19 protein-coding genes are annotated in these 25,221 nt (G+C 39.9%); all 19 read left to right on the top strand.

Going from position 1 to position 25,221, the window contains the following annotated elements:
* Positions 1–138 precede the first annotated feature (138 nt).
* The 19 genes from EGN73_RS17805 (at position 139) to EGN73_RS17715 (ending at position 25,157) form a co-directional block, all read left to right on the top strand.
* Positions 139–765 (top strand): response regulator, encoded by a 627-nt coding sequence (locus tag EGN73_RS17805; RefSeq protein ID WP_219292894.1) that lies wholly within the window; start codon positions 139–141, stop codon positions 763–765.
* Positions 766–1,129: 364 nt separating this feature from the next.
* Entirely contained in the window at positions 1,130–1,960 is an 831-nt protein-coding gene (locus tag EGN73_RS17800; protein WP_219292892.1) for a helix-turn-helix domain-containing protein, read from the top strand.
* Between the two features lie 149 nt (positions 1,961–2,109).
* Entirely contained in the window at positions 2,110–2,799 is a 690-nt protein-coding gene (locus EGN73_RS17795; RefSeq protein WP_219292890.1) for a hypothetical protein, read from the top strand.
* 172 nt (positions 2,800–2,971) lie between these two features.
* Positions 2,972–4,522, top strand: a complete 1,551-nt coding sequence (locus EGN73_RS17790) for a hypothetical protein (protein WP_219292888.1) — start codon at positions 2,972–2,974, stop codon at positions 4,520–4,522.
* Between the two features lie 146 nt (positions 4,523–4,668).
* A complete protein-coding gene (locus tag EGN73_RS17785) occupies positions 4,669–6,207 on the top strand; it encodes a hypothetical protein (protein WP_219292886.1) in 1,539 nt (512 codons plus the stop codon).
* Positions 6,208–6,342: 135 nt separating this feature from the next.
* Positions 6,343–6,846, top strand: coding sequence for a YceI family protein (locus EGN73_RS17780; RefSeq protein ID WP_246611653.1), 504 nt, complete (start codon positions 6,343–6,345; stop codon positions 6,844–6,846).
* A gap of 207 nt (positions 6,847–7,053) precedes the next feature.
* Positions 7,054–7,191, top strand: a complete 138-nt coding sequence (locus tag EGN73_RS17775; RefSeq protein ID WP_219292882.1) for a hypothetical protein — start codon at positions 7,054–7,056, stop codon at positions 7,189–7,191.
* Positions 7,192–7,224: 33 nt separating this feature from the next.
* Positions 7,225–8,478, top strand: a complete 1,254-nt coding sequence (locus EGN73_RS17770) for a dipeptidase (protein ID WP_219292880.1) — start codon at positions 7,225–7,227, stop codon at positions 8,476–8,478.
* A 244-nt stretch (positions 8,479–8,722) separates the two neighbouring features.
* The gene (locus EGN73_RS17765; protein ID WP_219292878.1) at positions 8,723–9,904 is read left to right on the top strand and encodes an ATP-binding protein; all 1,182 of its coding nucleotides are present in this window, start codon (positions 8,723–8,725) and stop codon (positions 9,902–9,904) included.
* Between the two features lie 184 nt (positions 9,905–10,088).
* Positions 10,089–10,433, top strand: coding sequence for a helix-turn-helix domain-containing protein (locus tag EGN73_RS17760; RefSeq protein WP_076499352.1), 345 nt, complete (start codon positions 10,089–10,091; stop codon positions 10,431–10,433).
* Positions 10,427–11,713, top strand: coding sequence for a type II toxin-antitoxin system HipA family toxin (locus EGN73_RS17755; protein WP_219292876.1), 1,287 nt, complete (start codon positions 10,427–10,429; stop codon positions 11,711–11,713). The genes EGN73_RS17760 and EGN73_RS17755 overlap by 7 nt, the downstream gene beginning before the upstream one ends.
* 239 nt (positions 11,714–11,952) lie before the next feature.
* Positions 11,953–13,242: an agmatine deiminase family protein gene (locus EGN73_RS17750; RefSeq protein ID WP_219292874.1), complete on the top strand. Its 1,290-nt coding sequence runs from the start codon at positions 11,953–11,955 to the stop codon at positions 13,240–13,242.
* 165 nt (positions 13,243–13,407) lie between these two features.
* The gene (locus EGN73_RS17745) at positions 13,408–13,929 is read left to right on the top strand and encodes a hypothetical protein (protein ID WP_219292872.1); all 522 of its coding nucleotides are present in this window, start codon (positions 13,408–13,410) and stop codon (positions 13,927–13,929) included.
* Positions 13,919–14,197, top strand: a complete 279-nt coding sequence (locus tag EGN73_RS17740; RefSeq protein ID WP_219292870.1) for a DUF418 domain-containing protein — start codon at positions 13,919–13,921, stop codon at positions 14,195–14,197. The genes EGN73_RS17745 and EGN73_RS17740 overlap by 11 nt, the downstream gene beginning before the upstream one ends.
* Positions 14,198–14,658: 461 nt before the next feature.
* Positions 14,659–15,585 carry a leucine-rich repeat domain-containing protein gene (locus tag EGN73_RS17735; RefSeq protein WP_246611652.1) on the top strand — a complete coding sequence of 309 codons (927 nt, stop codon included), beginning with the start codon at positions 14,659–14,661 and terminating at the stop codon, positions 15,583–15,585.
* A 334-nt stretch (positions 15,586–15,919) separates the two neighbouring features.
* The gene (locus EGN73_RS17730) at positions 15,920–18,709 is read left to right on the top strand and encodes a TonB-dependent receptor (RefSeq protein WP_343207133.1); all 2,790 of its coding nucleotides are present in this window, start codon (positions 15,920–15,922) and stop codon (positions 18,707–18,709) included.
* 31 nt (positions 18,710–18,740) lie between these two features.
* Positions 18,741–20,093: a hypothetical protein gene (locus EGN73_RS17725; protein ID WP_219292866.1), complete on the top strand. Its 1,353-nt coding sequence runs from the start codon at positions 18,741–18,743 to the stop codon at positions 20,091–20,093.
* Positions 20,094–20,153: 60 nt separating this feature from the next.
* Positions 20,154–21,131: a hypothetical protein gene (locus EGN73_RS17720; protein WP_246611651.1), complete on the top strand. Its 978-nt coding sequence runs from the start codon at positions 20,154–20,156 to the stop codon at positions 21,129–21,131.
* Between the two features lie 312 nt (positions 21,132–21,443).
* On the top strand, positions 21,444–25,157 hold the full coding sequence (locus tag EGN73_RS17715; protein WP_219292864.1) for a hypothetical protein: 3,714 nt from the start codon (positions 21,444–21,446) through the stop codon (positions 25,155–25,157).
* Positions 25,158–25,221: the final 64 nt, after the last annotated feature.

Here is a 25,221-nt window from a genome sequence, read left to right as displayed (position 1 = left end):
ATTGATATTAATGGATACTTTTTGATATTGAATCGATATTCAGCTGAGGATTAAGGTCTTGATTAGTAGTAATATCTATTAATATCCAATATCTACAAATATCTAGTTTGCAAAATAAAAACCAATCTGGGAAAAGTAATGATCAAAGTACTCCTATACGAAGACAACGACCTCCTTCGCGAAAGCATCAGTAGCATGGTGACTTTGAATGATGGGATGGATTTGTTGGGGGCTTTTTCGGATGCCAATAAAGTAGAGGAGGAGGTGAAGACTTTTCGACCTGATTTGATTTTGATGGATATTGAGATGCCAGGAAGGACGGGGATTGAAGCTACGGCTTTGGTGAAAAAAACATCACCTGAGACAAATATTTTGATTCTGACTGTTTTTGATGATTCCGAAAACGTGCTCAATGCCATCAAAGCTGGAGCTTCTGGATATTTGCTCAAAAAGTACATAGCCAACCGTTTGTTTTCTGCCGTGGAAGAAATATTGGAAGGCGGTGCACCCATGTCACCTGCTGTGGCCAAATTGGTGATACAGTCTATGCAAAAGCCGCAACAATCCACGAATTATGGGCTGACTGAACGGGAAAAAGATGTTTTGGTATCTTTAAGTAAAGGCAACAGCTTCAAATTGATTGCTGCCGACTGTAAAATCAGTATCGATACGGTGAGAACGCATATCAAACATATTTACGAAAAGCTCCAAGTGCATTGCCAGACAGAGGCGGTATCCAAGGCAATTAATGAAGGGTTGGTATAAAACCTTTGAGGTCTTTTTCAGACCTCGAAGGTTTTGAAGAATTGAATGTGGTTGGGGTGAATAGAAAGATATTAGTGGATATTAATCGATACTTGTTGAAACTCGATTGATATTATTGGGAGGGGTGTATTAGGTTAAATATCTACCAATATCCCAATATCCATGAATATCTTTTCCCAGACAATAATATCTATCAATACTCCATGATAAGTCTGGTAGTTTAACATGAAGATATTAAATTGATACTAATGGATATTAGATTGATATTTTTTTAGCGGTATGTTATAGATAATATCAATGAATATCCAGTATCCACCAATATCTTGATCTATTTATAACTCCTATTGAATATTAAGAAAAGAATATGATCCAATTCAGATTTTTCGACCCCCATCCGCTTTTGGCAAGTTTTGTCCAAAGTATTTTTCTGGTGGATCATGTACTTGAGCCAGATGAAGGGTCAATTGTCGGGCAATATCCCCCAACGCCTCAGCATTGTGTTTTTTTGTATATCAAAGAGAAGTTCCAGGCCAAAAAAGTCAATGATACTGAATTTAGGTTTAGGCCAAAGACTGTTGTGGTAGGGCCGCAAGTAACCCGAATGGAGTTGACGGTTAGCCATGATTATACAGTTGCAGTAATAGGCTTCCGACCTGGAGGTCTTTTTAGATTACTGGGTATTCCTATGGAAGAGATATTCGATGATGGCTTCGACGGATTGGAGTTGATGGGGTCGGATATCAATGAACTAGTGGATAGGTGTGCGGAAATGGCAACCTTGGAGGAAATGCACCAACGCATAACACATTATTTGCTTGGGAAATTGACTAAAATAAAGGACCTGCTTCCAATAGACAAAGCCTTGTTTCACATGCTCAATTATCAAGGCCATTTGCCAATTACTCAGGTGGCGGATTTGGCATGCTTGAGTTTGAGGCAGTTTGAAAGGAAATGTAAAGAAAGGTTGGGGCTATCCCCGAAGGTTTATTCCCGACTGATCAGGTTCTCCAATGCATACAGACTTTTTGAGAGATCCGAAACCCCTAATTGGTCAGAGATAGCCTATCTCTCCGGTTATTACGATCAAATGCACTTTATCAAAGACTTTAAGGAATTTGCCGGAATCACGCCTACAATGATGGAAGAGGAATTGAAAAGGAAGCCATTGAGGTTTCAGAAAGAAATTAGATTTTAGAAGCGAGAGAAGAGAGACATGACACAGGTGTCTTGATTCTTGTGTCTTGCTTCTCGCTTCTCAAAAAACATGTCGTTTTCTTACTATCCATTTTTTTGCTTGGAGTCTAGGTTTGTAGGGTAATTATTTGAAACCCTAAAATCAAAGTCATGGAAAAAGCAACTTACCTCAATTTAAGCAAGGCGGCCATTGCTTGGGTCATTTTGGTAATGGCTTGCGCCAATGAAGATCAACAGCCGTTAGTTTCCGAGCTTGAAAAAGCCCGACTGGAATATGAACAAATGAAAGCCAATCCTGCATTTATAGAACTGTCCTTTCCCGAAGATGATCCAGGACCTCCCTTTTACGCAAGAATTGCAGTCCTCGGCCCAGATGTTTTATTAATGGAATCGAATGGCACGGTTGTGATTCCCATGATGCGGCAGGTAGATTGCATTGATCCCGATTTTAATCTGCTGGATTTGTATCATGTTCCGAATGGATTTTTTTGCCCATTGACACTATCCGGACGAGGTTTGATCGAACCAAATGCACCAATGGGTACATTTCCTGTCATTGCTTATGGAGAGGGGTCTAATATGCCAGTTTGGTTTGTGGATAGTGGCTTATTGGCAAATGCTATGGAGGATGGAGTCTTAACTCTTCCTGAATTGGAAGTCCTCAATCCAAGGAAAGGAGTGGCTTCCCGCTACGAAGAGTACAATAAGCCTAGGTCTGAGGAAGATTATCTGTTAGTCATAGAGTCTGAAGGAACCATACCCGGTACCAATCAGCGATTTGAGTATAAGGTGATTTCCAGAACTAAGGCAAGACAGGATGTTGAATTGAGGATTTGGTAACATAGACCTGGCAGGTTTTCAAAACCTGCCAGGTCTTTCTAGGTGCACTTCAACTTTTCCAAAGTTTAAAACTTTGGAAAAGTTTTTCAAAAAGTATATCCCCTGATTAGGGTATTGTGCTAGGTATCCGAAAGCGGTAACTTGTCTAAGTAATTCATAATTAAGTATCCAAATGAAAATCAAAAAATGGCTTTCTAATCTTCCCATGTGGCTCTATGGCTGTATGCTCTTGCCGCTTCTGGCTTTTGGCTTGAGTAAGCAAGGGGTTTCTTATTTTTCTGTTTTGGATATTCCACGGATCTGGACGGATGAAGCTATGAAAGATTGGGAGTTGCCTAATTCCAATCCGGCATATTCAGCGCAGCCTGTTACCGAGGAATTTTATTACAATCTTCCAGAAAGGGTTATCTATAAAACATATCCTGTGTACCATCCAGACCACGAACCTGAGGGGTATTGGGATTGGTTGCACGAGCAGGAAGCGGAAATTGTATTTGATGAAAGTAAGCTGGTAACTGAGGAAGATTGGATCAAAGCCGGTGAATTGCTCTTTGATTACCCCATAGATACCCTAGGGGCTGTGATCAATACTCAACATGTACGCAATCCGGATTTTTATTCAAGTACAGGTATGCCTTTGACACCTGAAGGAATCATGCCTTTTGCGCAATGGATAGTGGCTGGGAAAGGCAAGGTGTATTTGGGCAATCTTTCCTGCGCCATGTGCCATACCAGGGTAATGGAAGATGGTAGTTTATTGAAAGGGGCTCAAGGGAACTGGCCCGGGGATAAGGCTTTTGCATTTGCTTTAGAATCCGATGTAGTTTCTGAAAGGGGAGTGCAGGGTATTACCAATATTCTTTTCGGAAGTGCTTTTGTAGAAGGTGATCCCCATGGGAAATTATTGGAAAGTGGCAGACAGAGTATCATTGAAGCTTATAAGGCCGTTCCAGAGGGGGCTTTTGGTAGGCAGGGTACGAGTATTTTGTATCCTCCTCAAGCGCCAAACCTGATAGGAGTGAAGGATAGAAAGTATTTGGATCATGGTGGATTGGGGCAACATCGCTCTATAGAAGATATGATGCGCTATATAGCCATGAATCAAGCGCTAGATTTTCTGAATTTTTACGGGGACTATAATTCACTTGGTTTGACCAAAGAACGTTTGTACGATGGTCAACCCATTTTTTTTCCTGGAACCTACGACAGACATTCAGATGCACAATTATATGCAATTGCGAAGTATGTGTATGCCTTGATACCACCCGAAAACCCTAATAAACCATCAGCTGTCAGCGAGCGGGGGAAGTTCATTTTTGCGGAACAAGGTTGCGTAACCTGTCATACCCCGCCGCTATTTACAAACAATAAACTGACTCCTGCTGATGGGTTTGAGGTTCCTGATGAACACTTTGATAAGTATGATATTTTTGATATTTCTGTCGGAACAGATCCAGGCTATACCCTGAATACCCGAAGGGGGACAGGGTATTACAAAGTTCCTTCTTTGTTGGGGCTTTGGTATAGAGGGCCGTTTTTACATGATGCTTCTTTGGCCAAGCTGGAGGATCTATTTGATCCAGCGAGACTGAGAGATGATTATGTGCCTACAGCATTCAAGCCACATGATGTCAAAACCAAGGCTGTCAAGGGACATGAATTTGGAATGGAGTTGAATGAAGGGGATAGGAAGGCATTGGTTGCTTACCTATTGACTTTATAAGGAGGAGAAATTCACTAAGCTGTCGCTCAATATCGTGTGGAGCGCCCTTATAGTATAATGTTTTGACTTGTTTGTCACATGATTAGGGTATTGTAATCAAGTAGCATTGGAAGTAATTTGAGGATATGTATTTACTCTGAAGAGACATGAGAAAAATTATCGAGAAATTATCAGATTTACCCAATTGGCTTTTTGTAAGCTTGATTTTTCCCTTACTAGCATTGGGATTTGGTGAAAAAACAATAAGTATTCTAAGGGAACTTGATATTCCACGAGTTTGGACTGACGAGGCGATGAAAACTTGGGAATTGCCTAATCCCAAACCAGAATATTCTCCTCAGCCTGTTTCAGAGGAATATTACTATGCGATGGCTGAAAGAACCATTTACAGATCTTATCCGGTTTATCATCCTGATTATGAACCAGAGGGTTATTGGGAGTGGCTTCAATCGCTGGAACCAGAAGTAGTTTGGGATCCATCCAAGTTTATAACAGAGGAAGATTGGATCAAAGCTGGCGAGATGCTGTTTGATCACCCCATTGATACCTTAGGGGCCATTCTTACTAACGATTTGGTGCGAAACCCGGATTTTTACGACTATGTCGAAATGCCTCTTACTCCTGAGGGAATTATGCCATTTAGCAGGTGGGTGGTTACTGGAAAGGGTAGGGTTCGAGTAGGTAATTTGTCCTGCGGCATGTGTCATACTCGCGTAATGCCCGATGGATCTTTGATTAAAGGTGCACAAGGCAATTGGGCAGGGGATAAGGCATCCGTATTTTTTGCTACTGAGGAAGGTTTTGAACCTGATAATGATCTAGTTCGGTCTATGGGTTTTTTAATGAATGCATTGTTTGGAAGTCCTTGGTCTGATGGAGATCCTCATGGAAAGTTAGTTTCTCAAGGTTTTGATGCAATAGTCAAAGCTTTTCAATCTGTACCAATTGGAACTTTCGGTAGGCAAGGGACAAGTATATTATTTGCTCCTCAAGCTCCTGATCTAATTGGAGTGAAAGACCGAAAATACTTGGATCATGGAGGATTAGGCCAACATAGGGGCATTGAAGATATGATGCGATACATTGCCATGAATCAAACCATGGATATACTTAACTTTTATGGGGATTTCAGTCCTTTAGGCATACCCCGGGAAAGGCTGATTTCTGGCAGACCTATCATGTTTGCAGGAACACATGATCGCTACTCGGATGAACAATTGTATGCACTTGCCAAATATGTTTACTCCTTAACTCCACCGGAAAACCCCAATAAACCATCAGCTTTGAGCGAAAAAGGAAAAATCATCTTTGCAGAACAAGGATGTGTCACTTGCCATACTCCTCCTTTATTTACCAATAACAAACTTACGCCTGCTGAAGGCTTTGAAATTCCAGAGGACCACTATGAAAAATATGACATTTTTGATGTCTCCGTGGGCACAGATCCAAATTACACATTCAACACCCGACGTTCCACAGGCTATTACAAAATACCTTCATTAAAAGGACTTTGGTATCGGGGGCCATACCTACATGATGGTTCAATATCTCAATTGGAAGACTTTTTTAATCATGAAAGGCTTCATGAGGGATGGTCACCCAAACCCATCAAAGGACATGAATTTGGGATGTATTTGAGCGAAGGGGATAAGAAGGCATTGGTTGCGTATTTGTTGACACTTTAAACATTGATATTGATGGATATTGGATATTTGTATATTGTTATTTCCCCGTGCCGATCGTCGCGTAATCACTGCGTTCGTTGTGAGAACTTATCTTTCAGAGACGAAAAGCCTAATCTTTGGAAAGAGCCAAAGTTTATGGCTCTACTCGTTTTTTTATTCATCCCATTCATTCTTTCAGCACAGTCTATAAAACCTGAAAATCCCATCCAATTCAAAATCAAAAATGCAGGGATTACTGTGGACGGCACCATCTCGGATTGGGAAGTGGAGGTGGATTTTGATCCAAAGAAATTGGCGCAATCCAGCATACGTGGAAAAGCCAATCCTGAGAGTATCCAAACTGGGATCAAATTGAGGGACAAGCACCTTCATGGGAGAGAGTACTTTCATATCCAAAAATTCCCGTTCATTAGTTTGGAATCCAAGTCTTTTCAGTCAAAGGGCAAAAACACTTTTGTAGGGATTTTTGAGCTACAGATCCGGGATGTGAAAAGGGAAGTTGAAATCCCATTTACTTTGTCCCAAACAGGAAAGCAGCAGAAGTTTAAGGGAGAGTTTGTAATTGACCGATTGGATTTCGGGATAGGAGAGAAGAGTCTGGTGCTTTCTGACGAGGTGAGGGTCATTATTGAGTTTTAGTGGGTCAAACTTTGGAAAAGTTATCAGAGAGGGGAGTGTGTAGCTCTGAAATAGCGATCGACTTTTGACGCAGACCCGGCAGGTTTTTAAAACCTGCCGGGTCTAATTCCTAAATGGTATCACATAATTAGGGTATGGTCCGCACTGTTTCATTTTCGTACATTTATAGAATGTTCATTTTCAATGTTTTACCAAACCGCCAACACTATGAAAGTTCAAACTGAAAACATTCTGGCCCATACCTGTGTGATAGGGGGCTGCGCTTCCCTGATAGGTACAGTCCTTTTCCTATTTATGATGTTATCGGATTATGTAAAAGGGCTATTTACCATTGCACAGATTTAATCTTCTGATATTAGACCTTATAGATTTCTTGCTATGACAAAAAAGTTTTTGATTGTCAACTTGGTTTTATACATTTTGATTTCCTGTGCAGGCAAAGTAGAGCTGGCGCATGAAGAAATGGTCGCTAAAGTCCTGAGAGAAGCTCCTCTGATAGATGGTCACAATGATCTGTTGATCCATTATATTTGGTGTCAAGCCTGTCCGAGAGAATTGGATGCCTACCGTTTAGATACCATCACAGATGGTCATATTGATATTCCCCGTTTGAGAAAGGGAGGTGTAGGTGCGCTGCTGACCAATATTTTTGGTAGAGGTAAAGAGATGAACGAATACCTGAAAGGCTGGGATTTGATCTATAGAATAGAGGAGAAGTATGCTGATGATTTCAAAGTTGCAGTTACATCTTCAGAAGTCAGGCAAGTAATGAAAAACGGGAAGATTGCCATTATCCCTTCGATGGAGCATACCTATGAATTGGTGGATGAATTGGGTAGATTGAGGACATTATACCGGTTGGGTTTGCGCTCGGTGATTTTGGCTTATAACAACAACAATATTGCGGATGGGGCCTTTGATGAACCCATCCATGATGGCTTAACTGATTATGGGAAAGAATTGGTGTTGGAAATGAACCGATTGGGTATCATGATTGACCTTTCACATATTACGGAAAAAGGGATGTTGGACGTGCTTGAAATTACGAGAGCCCCTGTCATATTAAGCCATGCCAATGCAAGGGCCCTTACAGAAACCGAAAGGAATGCCTCAGATCAGGTGCTTTTGAAATTGAAAGAAAATGGTGGATTGATCATGCTGACTCCGGTCAATTATTTTACCACGCAGGAAGCCCATGATTATTTTTTGGTAAAGCTCGATAGTATGAGTAAAGTCTTTCAAGAAAAATACCCTAATCCAGGTCAGATGTCTGAAGAAGAAATTGAATTAGCTGAAGCAGAATGGGATGCTTGGGAATCAGCCAATCCAGAACCCAAAGTGACCGTCAGGGATTTTGCAGATCATTTTGATTACGTAAAAAAATTGATTGGTATAGATCATATAGGCATTGGAAGTGATTTTGATGGGATGTATTATTTGATTGAAGGGATAGAGGATGCCAGTACATTTCCGAATATCCTTTTGGAATTGGCTAGCAGAGGTTGGACAGAAAGCGAGTTGAAAAAGGTGACCCAAGAGAATTTTTTGAGGGTCTTTGAAGCAGTGGAACAAAAAGCCGCTGAATTGCAGAAAGTTGAGCAGCCAAGGATTGCTAAAGTTGTGTCCGATTAAGATGTTAAATGTATATCCGCAATTATACCACTAGCCTATTTAAATAAGGGCCTAGATAAATCCGATACTAATAGATATTGGATCCGCCTCGGCGGACAAGTTATTCATGGATAACTTGTCCCGGTTTATCGGGATTGGCTAGAAATCATAGGTTTGTTCCATTATGCTTTCTTGAAAAACTATTTTTTAAAAGTGCTTTTTGTAAAAACTATTTTGTAATTTTGCTTTCTAGAAAAACTATTTTATGGAAGTATTGATCAAAAAGTCTGAAAGGAAAGCAAAGTCCGTTAAGGAAAAGCAAAAGAGATATTTGTACTATCAAATAGACTGGAACCAAAAGCTTATCTTAATCTTGGGTTACCGGGGTTCAGGAAAGACAACTCTTCTATTGCAGTACTTGTCCACTTCCGATAAAAAAGGCATCTACCTAAGTCTGGATGATTTTTATTTCGAAACGCATAGGTTGGTAGCGTTTGTGAATGAACTGTATGAATTAGGATATCGGCTTTTTCTTTTGGATGAAGTCCATAGGTATGAATTTTGGTCAAAAGATCTCAAACAGCTTTACGATGATTATGATGATATTCAAGTCATCGCGACAGGATCCTCTATCCTTGATATTTCCAGAGGTAATGCCGATCTTTCAAGAAGGGCATCTGTTTATCATTTACATGGTCTTTCTTTTCGGGAGTACCTGAATTTTCAGTACCGAAAAGACCTTTCAAGTTTTACTTTGGATGATATTTTGACAAAGCACCATGCTCTGGCTCCTGAACTGTTGGATAGTATTCCTGTCCAGTCCTATTTTCAGGATTATTTGAAATTTGGTTATTTTCCTTTTTTTCTCGAATCTAAAATCGGCTATTCACAAAAACTGCTGGAGACAATCCAACTGGTGATTGATACGGATATCGCTCCATTTGAAGAATTGCAGCACAGTACAGTTCGGACTTTAAAAAAGCTGCTATTTGTCCTGAGTGAGAGTGTACCGTTTACGCCCAATATCAACAAGTTGGCAGAAAAATTAGAGACACCTAGAAATACGGTCTTGAGATTGTTGGATATTTTGGATCAAGCGCAAATCCTTAAACTGCTTAGGTCTGCTACAAAAGGAATCAGCTATCTTCAGAAGCCTGATAAAATATACCTTCAAAATCCAAATTTCATTTATCTCTTTTCGCCAACTATGGCCAATGTGGGAAATCTACGGGAAACTTTTTTCATTAACCAACTGAGTGCTGTCCATCATGTTACCAGTCCAAAATTTGGAGACTTTATGGTGGATGACACTTATGTCTTTGAGGTAGGAGGAGCTAGCAAAACCACTGATCAAATCCAAGGAATTCCTAATGCTTACCTGGCCCTTGATATCGATAGCGGGAATGGTAAAAGAATCCCTTTGTGGCTATTTGGCATGTTGTACTGATTGTTTTTTATAAGCATACATAAAAAGAGTGATTTGATGTTTGATTAAATGAATGAAATATTACTCAATAATAGCCTAAATTCTGATTAACGAATGAAAAATCATTCATATTGTGTTTTTTGTATTAAGGAATATTTGTACATTTGTATGAAAAATAAGTCATAATAGCTTAATTTGTTATGTAATGAATGATTTTTCATACATATCGTATATAAGTGATGGAGCGCTTCTCAAAAAAATAGGAGGCTTTATCAAGTCCCGCAGGATTGAGCAGAACCTTACGCAAGATGAAGTGGCGGAGCGGGCTGCGATCAGTCGATCTACCCTCAGTTTATTGGAGAGGGGAGAGAATATTGCGCTGACCAATCTATTAAAAATACTTCGTGTTTTAGATGCGCTGTATGTGTTGGAGCATTTTCAAGAAGTAAAGCCTATCAGTCCTATGCAGCTGGCCAAAGAAGACGAGGCCAAATGGAAAAGGGCATCCAAAAGCAAAAAATCTTCCCCTAAAGATGATCTGGGATGGTAAGGACGGCATTTGTCAAGCTTTGGGGGCAGCGGATAGGAGCGGTGGTATGGGATGAACTTCAGGAATTGGCTTTTTTCGAATATGACCGAAGATTTGCCTCTGGTAAACTCGATATCTCACCAATTCGGATGCCGCTTGGGAATCGTGTCTATGGCTTTCCCGAATTGAGAGGTAATACTACATTCAAAGGGCTTCCCGGTTTGTTGGCAGACTCTCTACCTGATCGTTATGGAAATGAATTGATCAATGGCTGGCTTGCCCGTCATGGACGACCGGAAAATTCCCTGAATCCCGTTGAACTGCTTTGCTTCATAGGAAATAGAGGGATGGGTGCATTGGAGTATGAGCCTTCTACACTGCCTGCACAAGAGCAAGGTCAGTTTTTGGAGCTATCAAGCCTTGTCGAGACAACCAAAAAGTTGTTGGAGAGCAAAGAGCAGTTTGAAACTAATACAGATCAGGCAATGCGCGATGTCATGCTGAATGTATTGAAGATGGGTACTTCAGCGGGAGGTGCAAGACCCAAAGCCATCATCGCATATAATGAAGCCACCGGAATGATCCGATCGGGGCAGACTTTGCAAGATGCTGGATTTGAACATTGGTTGATCAAGTTTGACGGGGTCAATGACACACAATTTGGAGAGACCTTTGGTTATGGGCGGGTGGAGATGGCTTATTATGCCATGTCGATAGATGCTGGAATTGAAATGGCTGAAAGCAGGCTGATTGAAGAAGAGGGCAGGGCACATTTTATGACCAAGCGCTTTGACAGGATGAATGGAACTGATAAGCTTCACATGCAGACTTTTTGTGCTTTGCAGCATTTTGATTTCAATAATGTGAGTAGCTACAGCTATGAGCAGTTGTTTCAGACCATGCGCCAACTTCGGCTTACCTATGCCGAGGCAGAGCAATTATTCCACAGGATGGTGTTCAATGTTTTGGCACGCAACTGTGATGATCACACCAAAAACTTTGCTTTCCTGATGGATCAGGAGGGGAAATGGAGTCTTTCTCCGGCCTATGATATTTGCCATGCTTACAGGCCTGACAGTGTCTGGGTCAGTCAGCATTGCCTGAGCATCAATGGCAAAAGGAAGGATTTTGTACTAGACGATTTTTTGGCCATTGCCAAGCAAAATTCTATCCGAAACCCGCAAGGGATTATCCAAGAAGTAAAGGAGGTTGTTTCCAATTGGATGGACTATGCTGGAAAGTATAAAGTGAATGCAAAACTTGCGGATGCAATAGCTGCTACTTTGGTGAAATTGGTTTAGAGACTTGGTTGTATTGATTTTTCAATTTCTCAAAATTTCACCCATCACATCATTAGGGTATTGTGGGCAACTTGAAATTCAGGGAAATTTAGGGGTATAAGTTCACGCCACGAGCGCAACAGATTTAACGCAAACCTTGTCCCGAATTTCGGGAGGGCGCAACGTAATTAATTTAAAAAATCACCACGTTCGCCGCGTTTTTCTTTGCGTTCGCCGCATGAAACAAAAATCCTTAATCCATGAAAAATATAATTTTCTTTGTCTTTTTGATCGTGATTATTTTCTCCTGCAAGCAAGAGCGAAGAGATCCTTCAATTTTTTATTATCCTGCTCAATGGGAACCACAGGAAGCCATATTATTGGGCTGGGCTGAAAGGGAACCTGAGTTTTTCCCCTTGGCTGCCGATGTGGCCCGTGCACTGGAAGGTTCCACTTTAGTTATTTTTGTATCAGATACCAGTGAAAACCCTCAAGTATTTAAGTCATATCTAGTAGAAAATGGTTTAGATACGGCTTCATTTACTTTTTTGGCCATCCCTATTCGGCAGGCTTTAGCCTTAAGAGATATTGGGCCTGTGTATCTGATCAATGGGTTGGGAGAGAAAAAGACAGTAGATTTCAGGTGGTCATACCAGGACTACTTTGAGCGCTTTTTAATTGAGAAAGGAGAAGAACCTGATTCAGCAAAGGTATATGCCTCGTTCTTTGACCGAAATCAAAAAACAGATAGCCTGATAGCAGCTAGGAATGGTATCGAAGTCATAACTTCTTCATTGAACCTAGATGGGGGAGCAATTGAAGTCAATGGTAAAGGTACCATATTGCTGAATGAAGAGTGGATGTTAATGGTCAATCCGGCTTCAACCAAGGAAAGCATGGAGCAAGAGTTGCAACGAACATTGGGTGTTCATCATTTTATTTGGGTAGGAAAAGGCCTTGTAGAAGATGGTGATGTGTCGAAATTCATCATTCCTGGATATGTTGCTATGGGCACCGCTGGTCATACGGATGAATACATTCGATTTGCCAATGCCAATACGATTCTTCTAGCATGGGTAGATGAAGAAGAAAAAAACCTGCATCCCATACATGCCGAAAATCACAAAAGGATGCAGGAGACTTATGAAATTCTGAAAAAAGCAAAAGATCAAGATGGAAAGCCTTTTACTATCATTAAGGTTCCTTTGCCAGACCTTCGGCATAGGCCTAATGTGGTTGTAGAAGGTTGGTCAATGAGTGATTCTACGATTGGAAAAGAGTATTTTGCCCCTGATCAAGGTGTGCAAGTTGGAGATACCCTTCAATATTTGTCGTCTTCTTCCTATTTGAATTTTTTGATTTCAAATGACAAGGTTTTATTGCCCACCTACTTACATGTAGGCAGTTCACCTGAAAAAGAAGAACGCGTAAAAGAAATCTTTTCAACCCTTTACCCTGATAAAAAATTGGTTTGGATAGATGCTACAATCTATAATTGGTGGGGTGGAGGTCTTCATTGTTACACCAAGCAAGTGCCTAAAGTGAATTGAGATTTATGGATTTTTTATCAAACCATCACATCATTAGGGTATTGTGGGCAACTTGAAATTGAGGGAAATTTAGGGGAATAAGTTCACGCGGCGTTCGCAACGGGAGGGTAAAATCGCTGCGCTTTCCTTTTCGCTCACTGTGTGAAACAAAAATTTTAAGAAATTATGAAAAACCTATTTACATCCCTTCTACTCTTTTTGTTTTTCGGTCATTCTTTCGCACAGTCTGATGCTTTACTAACTAAAAATCCATCAGGAATGACCCAATGGGAGCCATTTATCGGGCAATGGAAAGGAATCGGCTGGAGGTTGACAGAAGATGGACAAAAAACCGAATGGCATCATGCCTATACCATCCAATTCAAACTGGATGGGAGGCTCCTAATGCTGGAAAATACCACTACAGTGAAAGCTGAGGTTCACCATAAAAGTCTGATCCTAGGGACTTATGATGAAAAAGCCAATAACTTTCCGTTACGAGTTTACTCTACGCTGACTCCGGAAGGTGATTATTCGGGTGCTTTTGAAAATGGAATATTTATCTATTTCATGAATAAGAACTTACGTTTTTCTATGCAGGTAAATGAAAAGGGACAGATCTATGAAATCGGAGAAATGAAAATGGGCGATCAGTGGGTGCAGGTTTTTGAAATGCTTTCTACCCGACAAAATTTAAATGAAAAATAAGCACCCCCGTTTTTACCTGACCATAACCATTATGTTACCTTCCTTTGGAGAAAGTACCATGGAGATCCTTTCCAATGGTTTTATTTACTTCTCTTTCACCGGAAAATTCTTTGTCTTGTTTTCCCTCTTATTTGGTTTGTTTGGAGAAATCGAAGTCTGGCAGGGTATCTTGTTGGTCTTAGCTATTTTCAGCTTCCAAATTTCCTTTAGCAAATGGTGGCTAAGCAAGTATAGGTTTGGTCCAATGGAATGGTTATGGAGGACGTGACTTATGGTAAAATACCAGCATTGGGAAAATAGAGATAAAACATAATAGGACACTTTGAAAACATCAAATATATTTTATAAACATATTTATTGATCGTATAAAAAAACCTATTATTTATTTTTGTGATCCGGGATTTTGCAATGAGAATTCTGACTTTCAATAAATTTCTTAACATTAACTTATTCTGAAAATATAATTTAAAAAATGAATAATTATATAAAAACTGTATTTTTTAATCTTCAGCCTTGCTTCAAATTTTGCACTCTACACTTGACCTTTTAACCTTCAGTTAATATTCAACACTCTAAAGTTACCGGACTGTTAACTGGTGTTTATGATTCGATTATAATACCCTTTTGGATTTGTCTTTTCCTTTGGTTCGCTTTTACATTCGTCCTGTTCATATTTATTCAGAAAACTACAAACCAATAATCAGGATGATAACAAAATCTACAATTAACATGCTTAAGGGAAAGTCCATTTTAGCGTTGAGTTTACTCGTAATGTTCTTTGCTTCTTGTGATCAAAGTGATGATCCAGAACCTATTCAAGATGATCCAGATGATGAAGTCGTTGTGATTGCTGATTCCGAATTAATGGAGATTCTTATGGAGGAGTTGAATGTAAATAACCCCTCTAATCTTACAGTAGGAAGAATGAAACAGTTGGAAACTTTGAATATAAGTAATTCTGTAGTGACATCTTTAAATGGTTTGGAAGCTGCTGAAAATCTGAAAGTTATTCTTGCTAGAAGTGTTGAGGTGGAAGATTTAACTCCAATTTCTTCTTTATCTGAATTAGAAGAGTTGGATATGAGAGATGCTTTGCTTCCTACATCTTTGTCATTTCTATCACCTTTAGAAAACCTTAGGTCAATCGATTTTCAAAATACTGCTGTTGCTGATATTTCTGCATTAAGCGGTAAAAATACTTTGACGCATATCAACTTGAGAGAAACAGATGTAACTGATATTTCTCCTCTTGAAGGCATGACACAATTGATGTTTTTGAACCTTAACAGAGCAGGTGGAGGAAATGGTATTTCCAACCCGGAAATTACCATTCCAATGGAAAACCTGTACTACTTGAGCTTGAGAAACACTACTGTTGGTGATGACCTTTTTGCTGAAATCATGGCGAACAAGACTCAACTGGTAGAAACTAATGTGAGGAATACAGGGATCACTTCAGTAGCACCTTTGGTTCAGGTTTTTGAGGCAGGAGCTTTCACACAGGGGCTTTCTGATCAGTACAATAACAAGATTTCATTGGATTTACAAAATAACGCCATTACTGACCTTTGTTTGATCTCTCCATGGGTGGACAACTTCCCTGAAGGAGAATTGGAATGGTCTGCAGTTGCAGGTGATTTCAGTGAGTGTGACTAAAAAATCATAAGAGAAAGCCTTCGATCTACGGGGCTTTCTCTTCTATCAATCATCCGGTTTTTTTCTTCATTGTCCAAATCAGTACAGAAATTAAATCACAAGGACTAAGGAAAAGAACTGAGGAAATATTAAACCTTCCGCATCTTACTCAATCAAGATGCAAAATGGAATTAGTACATCAAAAAGGAAGGTGTATTAATGAGAAAAATGGGGAAGCACCCCATTATGAAATTATCGCATGCTGTTCATTTGATTTTGACATTAAGTAAGGAAAGTGTCAAAAAATCATGGTGATAAAAGTAATTCAATGAAATGTTGAAAAATAAAATTACCTGTGAAAAAAGTACTTATAACATTTCTTAGCCTGTTTTTTTTAGGACAGAGTGAGGTCTTTGCTCAGCACCAAGTTAAGGGTTCTGTTTTCGATGAAAATAAAGAACCGCTTGTTGGTGCAGTAATCCAACTCAAAGGAGAACAAAACCAATATCATGCTGTAGCAGGTTTGGATGGTTCATTTACAATTGCCAATATCAAAAACGGCAACTACAATTTTGAAATCAGTTTTATTGGATTCAATACATATAATGAAAAAATAGAGTCCCTTAACGGTCCTTTGAGAAAAGACATCGTCATGGAGCCTGACAGTCAGGTTTTGGGAGAGGTTGTGATTATGGGAGCTGCCAACAGAGGTTCAGATGCCCAAGCTAGGAAATTGGAGCAAATGGCTAAAAACACTATCAACGTAGTTTCTGCCAAATCCATTGAATTATCTCCTGATATCACCGTAGCCAACGTTGTACAGAGAGTTTCCGGTCTTTCCATAGAGAGAAATGCCAGTGGGGATCCCCAGTATGCCATAGTGAGAGGCATGGACAAAAGGTACAACTATACCTTAGTGAACGGGGTGAAAATCCCGTCGCCCGATAATAGAAACAGGTATGTCCCTTTGGATATTTTTCCTGCCCAAATGTTGGAGCGATTGGAAGTAGCCAAAAGCCTGACACCCGATATGGAAGGCGATGCCATTGGTGGATCCGTAAATTTGGTAATGATAAGTGCTCCGGATGAATTTGAAGTAAATGCAGACTTTCAGATGGGGTATAATTTTATTCACTTGGACAGGCCTTTTTACAGTTACGATAGGTCCACCGAAGCCAGGTTTTCGCCTGGAGAACGGTTTGGGTCAAGGTACGAGGCAAATGTAAGTGATTTCAGTACCCAAAATCTTTTGATAGAGCCAATCTCCCCATTGCCTGACCTTTTTGGTGGGATTACCATTGGAGACAGGTTCATGGATGGAAAACTTGGTGTGATGTTAGGGGCTTCTGTTCAGAATTCTTTTAGAGGAGCAGACAGGGATTGGTACAAAATAGACGTAGATCCATTGGGGACCGGCAGACCTTCTCTTTCCAGTTATCAAGAAAGGCAGACCAGCATTCACCAATTCAGATTGGGTCTGCACTCCAAAATTGATTATCAAATCAACCGGAACAATGAAATCAGTCTTTACTATGGAGACTTCACTTTGAATGACTTTGAGGCCAGGGAGATGATCAGTAGCGACAGGGATATTTCTCCGGATAACCAAAATGCCACCTATCTCTATCAGACAAGGGTAAGGTCTACTTACAGCGGAATCAGAAATGCCACCTTACAGGGAAATCATAGATTCCTCAATGATCAATTGCTGGTAGATTGGTCTGCACTTTTTTCAAGAGCTGATTTTGACAGGCCTGACAATGCTATTTTTATTAGAAATGGTGGAATAGAGAATGGAAGAGAGATGCCTCAGAACATCGAAAGAAGAAATCCACGTCGGTGGGAAAAACATTACGATCAGGATTTGACTTTTCACCTTAATTTTCAGTACAACTTTAATCCTTTGTTTCTCAATAACTCCTATGTCAAATTCGGAGGAATGTACAGGGATAAAGAAAGGGGAGCGCTGTTCAACAGGTACCGCTTTGATCCTAGTCCCTCCTTTCAGGAACAGGGAGTGGATTGGGATGATTTTACAGACGTAAGGTGGGAATTGTTAAATCCTGCCGGGACGCTTGGCCATGCGCTGAATTACAATGCCCTTGAGCAGATCAGTGCCTTTTATGTGATGCAGCATATTGGCTTTGGAAAGTTTGATGTCAATGCCGGGGTCAGGGTGGAAAATACCAATCAAGGATATAAATCAAGAACCACCAACCAATTTGAAATCCCCGAACTATATCAGATTTACACTGATGTCCTTCCTAATTTCAGCTTTAAATACAAGCCTAAGGATGATGTAAACTTAAGAGGTTCTTACTACAAAGCGATTAACAGGCCTGGCTATTTTGAGATTGTTGATGGGATTTCTGATGAAGACGATGAATTTCCATTTAAGGGAAATCCTGATGTGACCCGAGCAATTGCTGATAATTTTGACATCAGGTATGAGTATTTCCCAAGAGCAAACGAACAGTTTTTATTGGGTGCTTTTTATAAAAGGATTGAAGATCCAATCGAGTTGCTTTTGATCCGTCAGACTTCATTGACCACCGGACCAAGAAACCTAACTCCTACCAATTCTGGTACAGCAACTAACTGGGGCATAGAAGCTGATTTCAGTAAGTTTTTCAACAAGTTTGGAATCAGGGCCAATTATACTTTTACTAATTCTTCTTTGACTACTGTCAAAAGTGAAAGGGTCAGAGAAAATCCTGAAGATGTGACTTCTCAGCTGATTTTGAGAGAAGCAGTACAGACCAGGCCACTTCAAGGTCAGGCCAACCATATAGGAAACCTAAGTATACTTTATAAAAATATTGAAAGAGGTACAGATATTCAACTCTCGGCAGTGTACACAGGGGAGAGGATAGAAATTGTTTCTCCTTGGCTTGACCTGGATATCTGGTCAAGACCATTCACCCAACTGGACTTTTCATTTGAGCAAAAGCTGGGCAATTGGGTGGTATTTATGAAAGCAAACAATATTCTAAATGCACCTTATGAGCTTTTTGTCAAAAGCCCGCGGAAGACAGAACAATTGGACTTCCCGCTTCAGGACAGAGATGGACAGACCATTGTACAAAGAGACTATTACAGGCAATCTGTCAGGCTTGGAGTAAGGTTCAAATTCAACACTATCTGATAACAATTCGAAAATCAAATAAATGATTACAATGAAAACCACAAGTAAATTACTAATCGCGATCATGTTGTTGTTCGGCTTTACGGCTTGCGACAACTCCTTCTTCGAAGATGATGACACGGATATCGTTGACAATGAAGACGGTATTCCGGCAGGATTTACACCTTTGTCAGGTGAAGTATCAGGAACCTTAGGTCCAGATGAGTCATATTGGGTTACATCGGATATCTTTATTCCAGAAGGAGAAATATTGACAATTCTTGAAGGAACCAATATTATCATGGATGGATCAGGAAGACCTGGGAGTAGCCCTGAAATCAATGTTTCGGGTAGTCTCTTCAGTTACGGAACTGCTGACAAACCGGTATACATTGGTGTAGAGGAAAGTAAAAGAACGGTCGGTAATATTTTCAGAGGTTTTTGGGGAGGTATCATCGGTACAGATAAAGCCCAGAATATGGTTTTTGAATACACTACCATTGAGTTTGCAGGAGCACCTGCTGAAGCAGGGTCTTCTATTGTGGCTGAAGGGGAAATTGATGAAGGTGAACCTCGATATGCCGTTTACATGGTAAACCCAGAAGGAAACTTCATCATGTGGCATTCAAGAATTGCCTACACCAAAGATGATGCTATCCGTTTGAATGGAGCAAAAACGCTTATCGCCTACAGTGAGTTTGCCTTCAATGGAGAAACAGGCGGGGAATCTGTCAACACTAAAAGTGGTGTGGTAGGTGACTTTTGCTACAATGTGTTCTACAGTATTGCTACAAATGGATTGAAAGCAGCCAACTCCAAAGGCCGTCAACCACAGTGTAACAATAACTACTATAACAACACTATGGTAAGCTCAGGCTGGAGAAGGTCTCAAGCTGGAAGAGGTGGTTCTCTTAATTATGAAAATGGTGCCAGAGGAGAAGTCTTCAACAACCTTGTGGTGGACAGCAGATATGGATTAAGACTTTTCCCGCCGGATGATGAGCCTGATATGGCCAACATGAAATGGGGTAATCATTTTTACTTTGGTAGTAGTGAAGAAGCAGTAGAAGGTTTTCACCCCAATAATGGGATAATTGGTCAGGATATTCCAGGATACGAAAATATTGTAGTTCCTTCAACAGATGTTTTTGGAGGTGTGGGTGAAAATGATCCTAAGTTTGTTGGATATACTGTAGGCAATTACACACCAGCCAACTTCAGGGCCGTATCTGACGCCAAGTTTGTGACGAACCTTTTTGAGATGTTCAAACTTCAACCAGACAGCCCTGCTCTGACAGGAGGAACAACTGATTTCAGCCCTATATTCAGTGAGTATGTGGTCAATGGCAAAACTTATGTCACTCCCCTTCCATCAACTTTCTTTGGTGCTTTAGGAGCAGATTAATAGATTAAACCAAACTTAAATCCGGAGCTGGCATAAATGTCAGCTCCTCTTTATTTAGCCATGCGACAGACTAAATGTATATTGTTTAACCTGTTTTTTCTATCTTTTTTATTTGCTTGTGAGGAGACGGGAAATTCCTTTGAGCCTACAGTAGACTTTTGGGAAGCAAATGAACCCTTTGAATTGGATTATTCAGCCCCTTTTGGATTGGCTAGGACCGATAGGTTTGCCGAGTCAGCAGAAGCAAGAGGCGAGTCAGACCTGATCGAAGCTTCCGGGATAGTGGTGAGTATAGCCAATCCCGGATATATCTGGACGCATGAGGATAAAAACAATACCAATGAGATTTTTCTTTTGGATGCTGAAACCGGTGAAACAGTGGCAAGCTATGAGTTGCAGGGGATTTTTAACAGAGATTGGGAGGATATTGAAATCGGCCCAGGACCCGTTGAAGGGACTAATTACATTTATCTCGGAGAAGTCGGTGACAACGATCGGGTGTACAGAGATTATAAAATCTACAGATTTGTAGAGCCGGTATTTTCAGAAAGCCATAGAGGAAATAAAAACACCATTCAGAACGCAGAGATAGAAATCATTACTTTTGAATACCCGGACAGGCTGAGACATGATGTAGAGACCCTTTTGCTTGATCCATGGACCAAAGACCTGTTTTTGGTTACCAAAAGAGACTTTTTCTCTATCATCTACGTGTTGCCCTATCCGCAGTCAACAGATGAACCTATGGAGGCTATCAAGGTTGGAGAGTTTCCTTTTACCAGGGCTGTAGGTGGAAACATTTCTTTGGATGGAAAAGAAATGCTCATAAAAACCTATGACTTTATATTTCATTGGGAAAGAAATGAGAATGAAGACATGGTGGAGTTTTTCACCAAGATTCCAAAATTGGCCCCATACAATCCTGCAGAGCCTCAAGGAGAAGCTATCTGCTTTGATGAAAACAAAGGCTATTATACACTGAGTGAGTTCAGTAATGCCATCGTGCCCGTATTGTATTACTATGAAAGGCTGAGGTGATAAACATATATTAAAAGGAATATTAGTCTGATGTTTTGCTGATAGCTAGAAATACTTCGTTTTGAGTAGAACGGTGAAAGGAGGATTTGTCGACTTTCCGGCACTTTCTTCTTAAATTCCTCGTATCTTTAAATGAAGTTAATTGATACCAATGCGCTTATTTTATTAATTATTGGATTAATAGACCCCCGCCAGATTAATAAACATAAAAGGCTTTCGATATACGAACAAGAGGAGTAAAAGTTTACGAATTTAAACTATTGATTTTCAGTATTTTTTGTAACTTCCCATTGATTTTTAACCTGAGTTTTCATGGGATTCCACAAACTAAAAATATGGATATTTTTTTTGGTGGCGATTGTAGTGGTGGGTTTTGTACTCTTCCGGCAATCACAGGATAATAAAGTTCAATTGGATAATCAGGCTATTAGGAATCTTGAGATGGTTAAAAGTAAGTTTTTTGCTTTCTATCATTCCTTTTTGGCTGAGCAGGAGGATAGGTTTGTGAGGTTCATGATTACCCAAAATCCTGGACAAAATGATTTTCCGGAAGATTGGGAGAAATTTGCTGAGTATCTCAAATCCATCACAGGCGAACATTACAGGGAGTTTAAATTTTTGAATTACACAGATAGTGCCAATTCATCCATTGAAATTGCTTATTTGAATGGGCAATATTCTATTCAAAAAAACAGACATCCTATAAATCCGGAGTTTTTTGAGGAGGAAGTGAAATGGACTGCATCTCAGGGGAAACCACCGGTAATAAATCTGACGATACCTTTGGCAAATTCCCTAAGTCTGTCTGCTCAGCATGATTTTTTTGAAAAAATTATTTTGGCTGATGAAAATGGGGGAATCCTTTATCCTTCATCTGATGTAGGGAAGAAACTTTTGAAATTAGCGGAAAATGACGGTGTAGATCTACCCATCAATAAGGCTGAAATATTTCATCAAGATCAGTCTTACTTTTTGTACTATACCCCATTCTTTCTGGAGGGCAAAAAGCTGATTCTTGGGGGATTGATAAGTAAAAAACATTATGAATCATTGGGCTTTAGGGTTGACTTCAGTTATTTGTCTTTGTTACTCTTTTTGTTGGCTACAGTGGTTTTTTCTTTGCCTATCATTTCTTTGTTTGGCTTTCGGCGTGGAGATGTGTTGACGAGGTTTAAGGTTTTCAGTGTTGGGCTTTCACTTTTCGGGTTTATGCTGCTGATGGGTTTTGGGTTTGCATTTGTCAAGGACCACCATCCCATCTCGGAAAAGGAGCATTCAAAGCATCGAAAGGGTATTGGTGAAGCGGTAAAAAAAGAAATAGATCGTAATTGTGATTTACTGAGAGAACCATTTGGCAGTGGAAGCCTGATGGAGTTTTTGACGATAGATTGCCAAGGAAAGATGCAGGCTTTGGTCTTAGGTGATAAGAAACTCCCTGGAATTGGTTCTTTTATCAACTTGTCTGAAAGGGAATATTTCACCCATTTTTCCAAAAAGAATTTTCAGGAATGCAATGATCCAAAATCACATGAGCCTCATTTTTTCATCGGAAGCCAATACTCGAGGAAGGACGGGAATCTCGAAACTGCAATCAGCAAACTTGATACTTTGGCTTGTGAAGTAAATGCTGTGACCTTTAAATGGGGATATTTAAATCAGCTTTCAGACAAACACAGGTTTATTTTGGTGAAAGACAATGGAGATGTGATTTTTAAAAGTGAAAAGGTTAGAGCCCCTTTTGATAACCTATCACAGTTGCTTTCTAATGAGAATTGGTTCCTGCTCAAAAACATCATGCAGTCCAATAGGGATGTTTCGGAAGAAATTGTTTGGGATTTAAACCTTCATGTGGATGGATATTCCTATATCATGAATCTCCAAAAAATCCCTGTTGATAATTTGGACCGGTCCGCTTGGCTGATTTATCTGCAGGATGAGCACTTAGAGCATTCCTTTTCCTTCTTTGTAGTTTCGGAAGCATTGGTGTTATTGACTGGATATATTGTGCTGTTGTTGTTTTTGGCAATGCTTAGGTGGGCATTCAGTCCAAAACCCAAATGCAGTCTTTGGTCGGATTTTTCTTATCAGCACCTCTATCCCAACCGACATAACTCTTCAAATTATCTGCTTCTGATCATTTTGTTCATCAGCCAACTATTGGTGCTTTTGGGAATGTACCACAACCTTTCGGTAAACATATTCACACTTTACTTTTTTACCCTGTGCTTTATGGTGTTTTCTTCTCAGGTAGTTTTCATTTTTCTGGAAATGAAATGGACAGCAGATACATCCGCTATGGATGAAAGGATTAATCGGTTATATGCCATCAAATATTTGGGTATCACTACCTTGATTGTGCTTTTTTTGGCCATTTTATTCGAAGGAACATTTCAGCATCCTTTTTCAGCTTTTCTCTTTTCTATAATCCTGATTTTTTTGAGTTTCATTTGTTGCGTGGTGAAGGTATATTTTCAAAGGTATCTTCAAGTATTAAAAGATGGCAGAGGTATCATTTGGCTAAAAAATCAGATTCCTTGGCTACAGACCAACCATCTCTTTGCTTGGTTTTTTGTGTTGTGGGTGACATTGATTGGCTTCTTTCCAGGTTATATGATTTTGTCAATGACTTTTCAGCAAGAAAAAGAGGTCTGGCAGGCGAAATCCAAAACACTTCAAGAAGATGCAGCAGTTATTTCTCCATGGGTTGAGGATTATAGCCAGAAAAGAAAAAACCTCTTTACGGCTTTTCCGATCAGAAAGGATGAAGAATTACTTCAATTTGTCGCTACATCCCCTGCCAACATTGAATTTCTGATCAGGGAAAAAAGAGAGTGGAAGCCGGATTACTCGTCATTTTCGGAAAATGGAATTCAGTTTTTCAGGAATTTAGAGTTGGGTGATTTTTTCACCATTTTAGCCTTTGCCCTCTTTTTCTGGATAATTTATTGGCTCAATAAAACAGTGACCAAAAAAATGTTTTTTGCAGGAGGGATCAATCCAAGGCTGAGTGAAACGATCTCAGCTATTCAATCCAGACTTCTGGAAAAAAGAAAGTCTGACCAAGGGGAAGTGGAGGAGAGATTTCAATGCAGGTTTTTCTATATCCACCGGTTGATTTCCGATGGGAACAGTGATTTGGTCGCTAAGCTGTTTAAGGTTGAAATTGGCAAAATCCGTGCTTTCGATGGGAAAGGTTTAAATGTGTTGGATGATTTTTCAGCTAAGATGGATGGCATAAAGCATGATCAAATTGAGGTTATATTGGTTGAAAACATACATTGTATTCCGGACAGTGGCAAGTTTGTCGAGAGACTTTCGTCCCTGATGGCATTCTGTGAAAAACAGGAAATGCTCTTGGTGCTAGTCTCAGGGATTTCGTGGAAACAAATGTTAGCTAAAGTTGCCGGAGAACAGCAAAGGTTACATTATTCTGAAATTTTTAGTCCCTTTATTTTTACATATATCCCCATCAAGGACAAAGATTTCTCAAAAAGTAATTTTGAACATATCAGTATGGTGATTGATGAAAATGAAACAATCCAGGATGATGTGGAGACCAAGCTTTTATTAAGGCAGCGGTTTTTTAAAGCTGATTATACCAATATTTGGGCGGAATTGAGTCTTGAAGAGAAGAAAGTTACCTATGAGTTTGCAGTTCATGAATTTCTCAATTATGCAGCTTCTCCGGTTATTGTCGAGCTGATTCAAAAAGGAGTGCTGGTTTATGAAGAGGGGATGGACCGTTTTACCTTATTCAGCGATACCTTCAGGTATTTTATTTTACTCCATGTTACAAGAGAAGAAAAGGAGATTTTCAAAAATCTTGAATTGAATACAGGCAATGCGACTTCCATACAGATCGCGGTTTTTAGTTTTGTGCTGATTTCCGTAGCGATGATCAGTTATTTTGACCGAAGCTTTTTGGATGAAGCAACAGCCTATGTAACCGGGATAGTGGGCACCTTAGGTGGGATTTATTCTGTATTTAGGAGTAAGTTCTGGAAAAATCCAGTAGTAGCCCAATGATCAATTATTGAGTAGGATACCGGATCTTTGAAGAAGGTATATCAAGGAGTTTGAAGCAAAAGTT

The sequence above is a fragment of the Arthrospiribacter ruber genome (assembly GCF_019343195.1).
GTDB lineage: Bacteria > Bacteroidota > Bacteroidia > Cytophagales > Cyclobacteriaceae > Arthrospiribacter > Arthrospiribacter ruber.
This window is presented reverse-complemented; position numbering and strand designations above follow the sequence as displayed.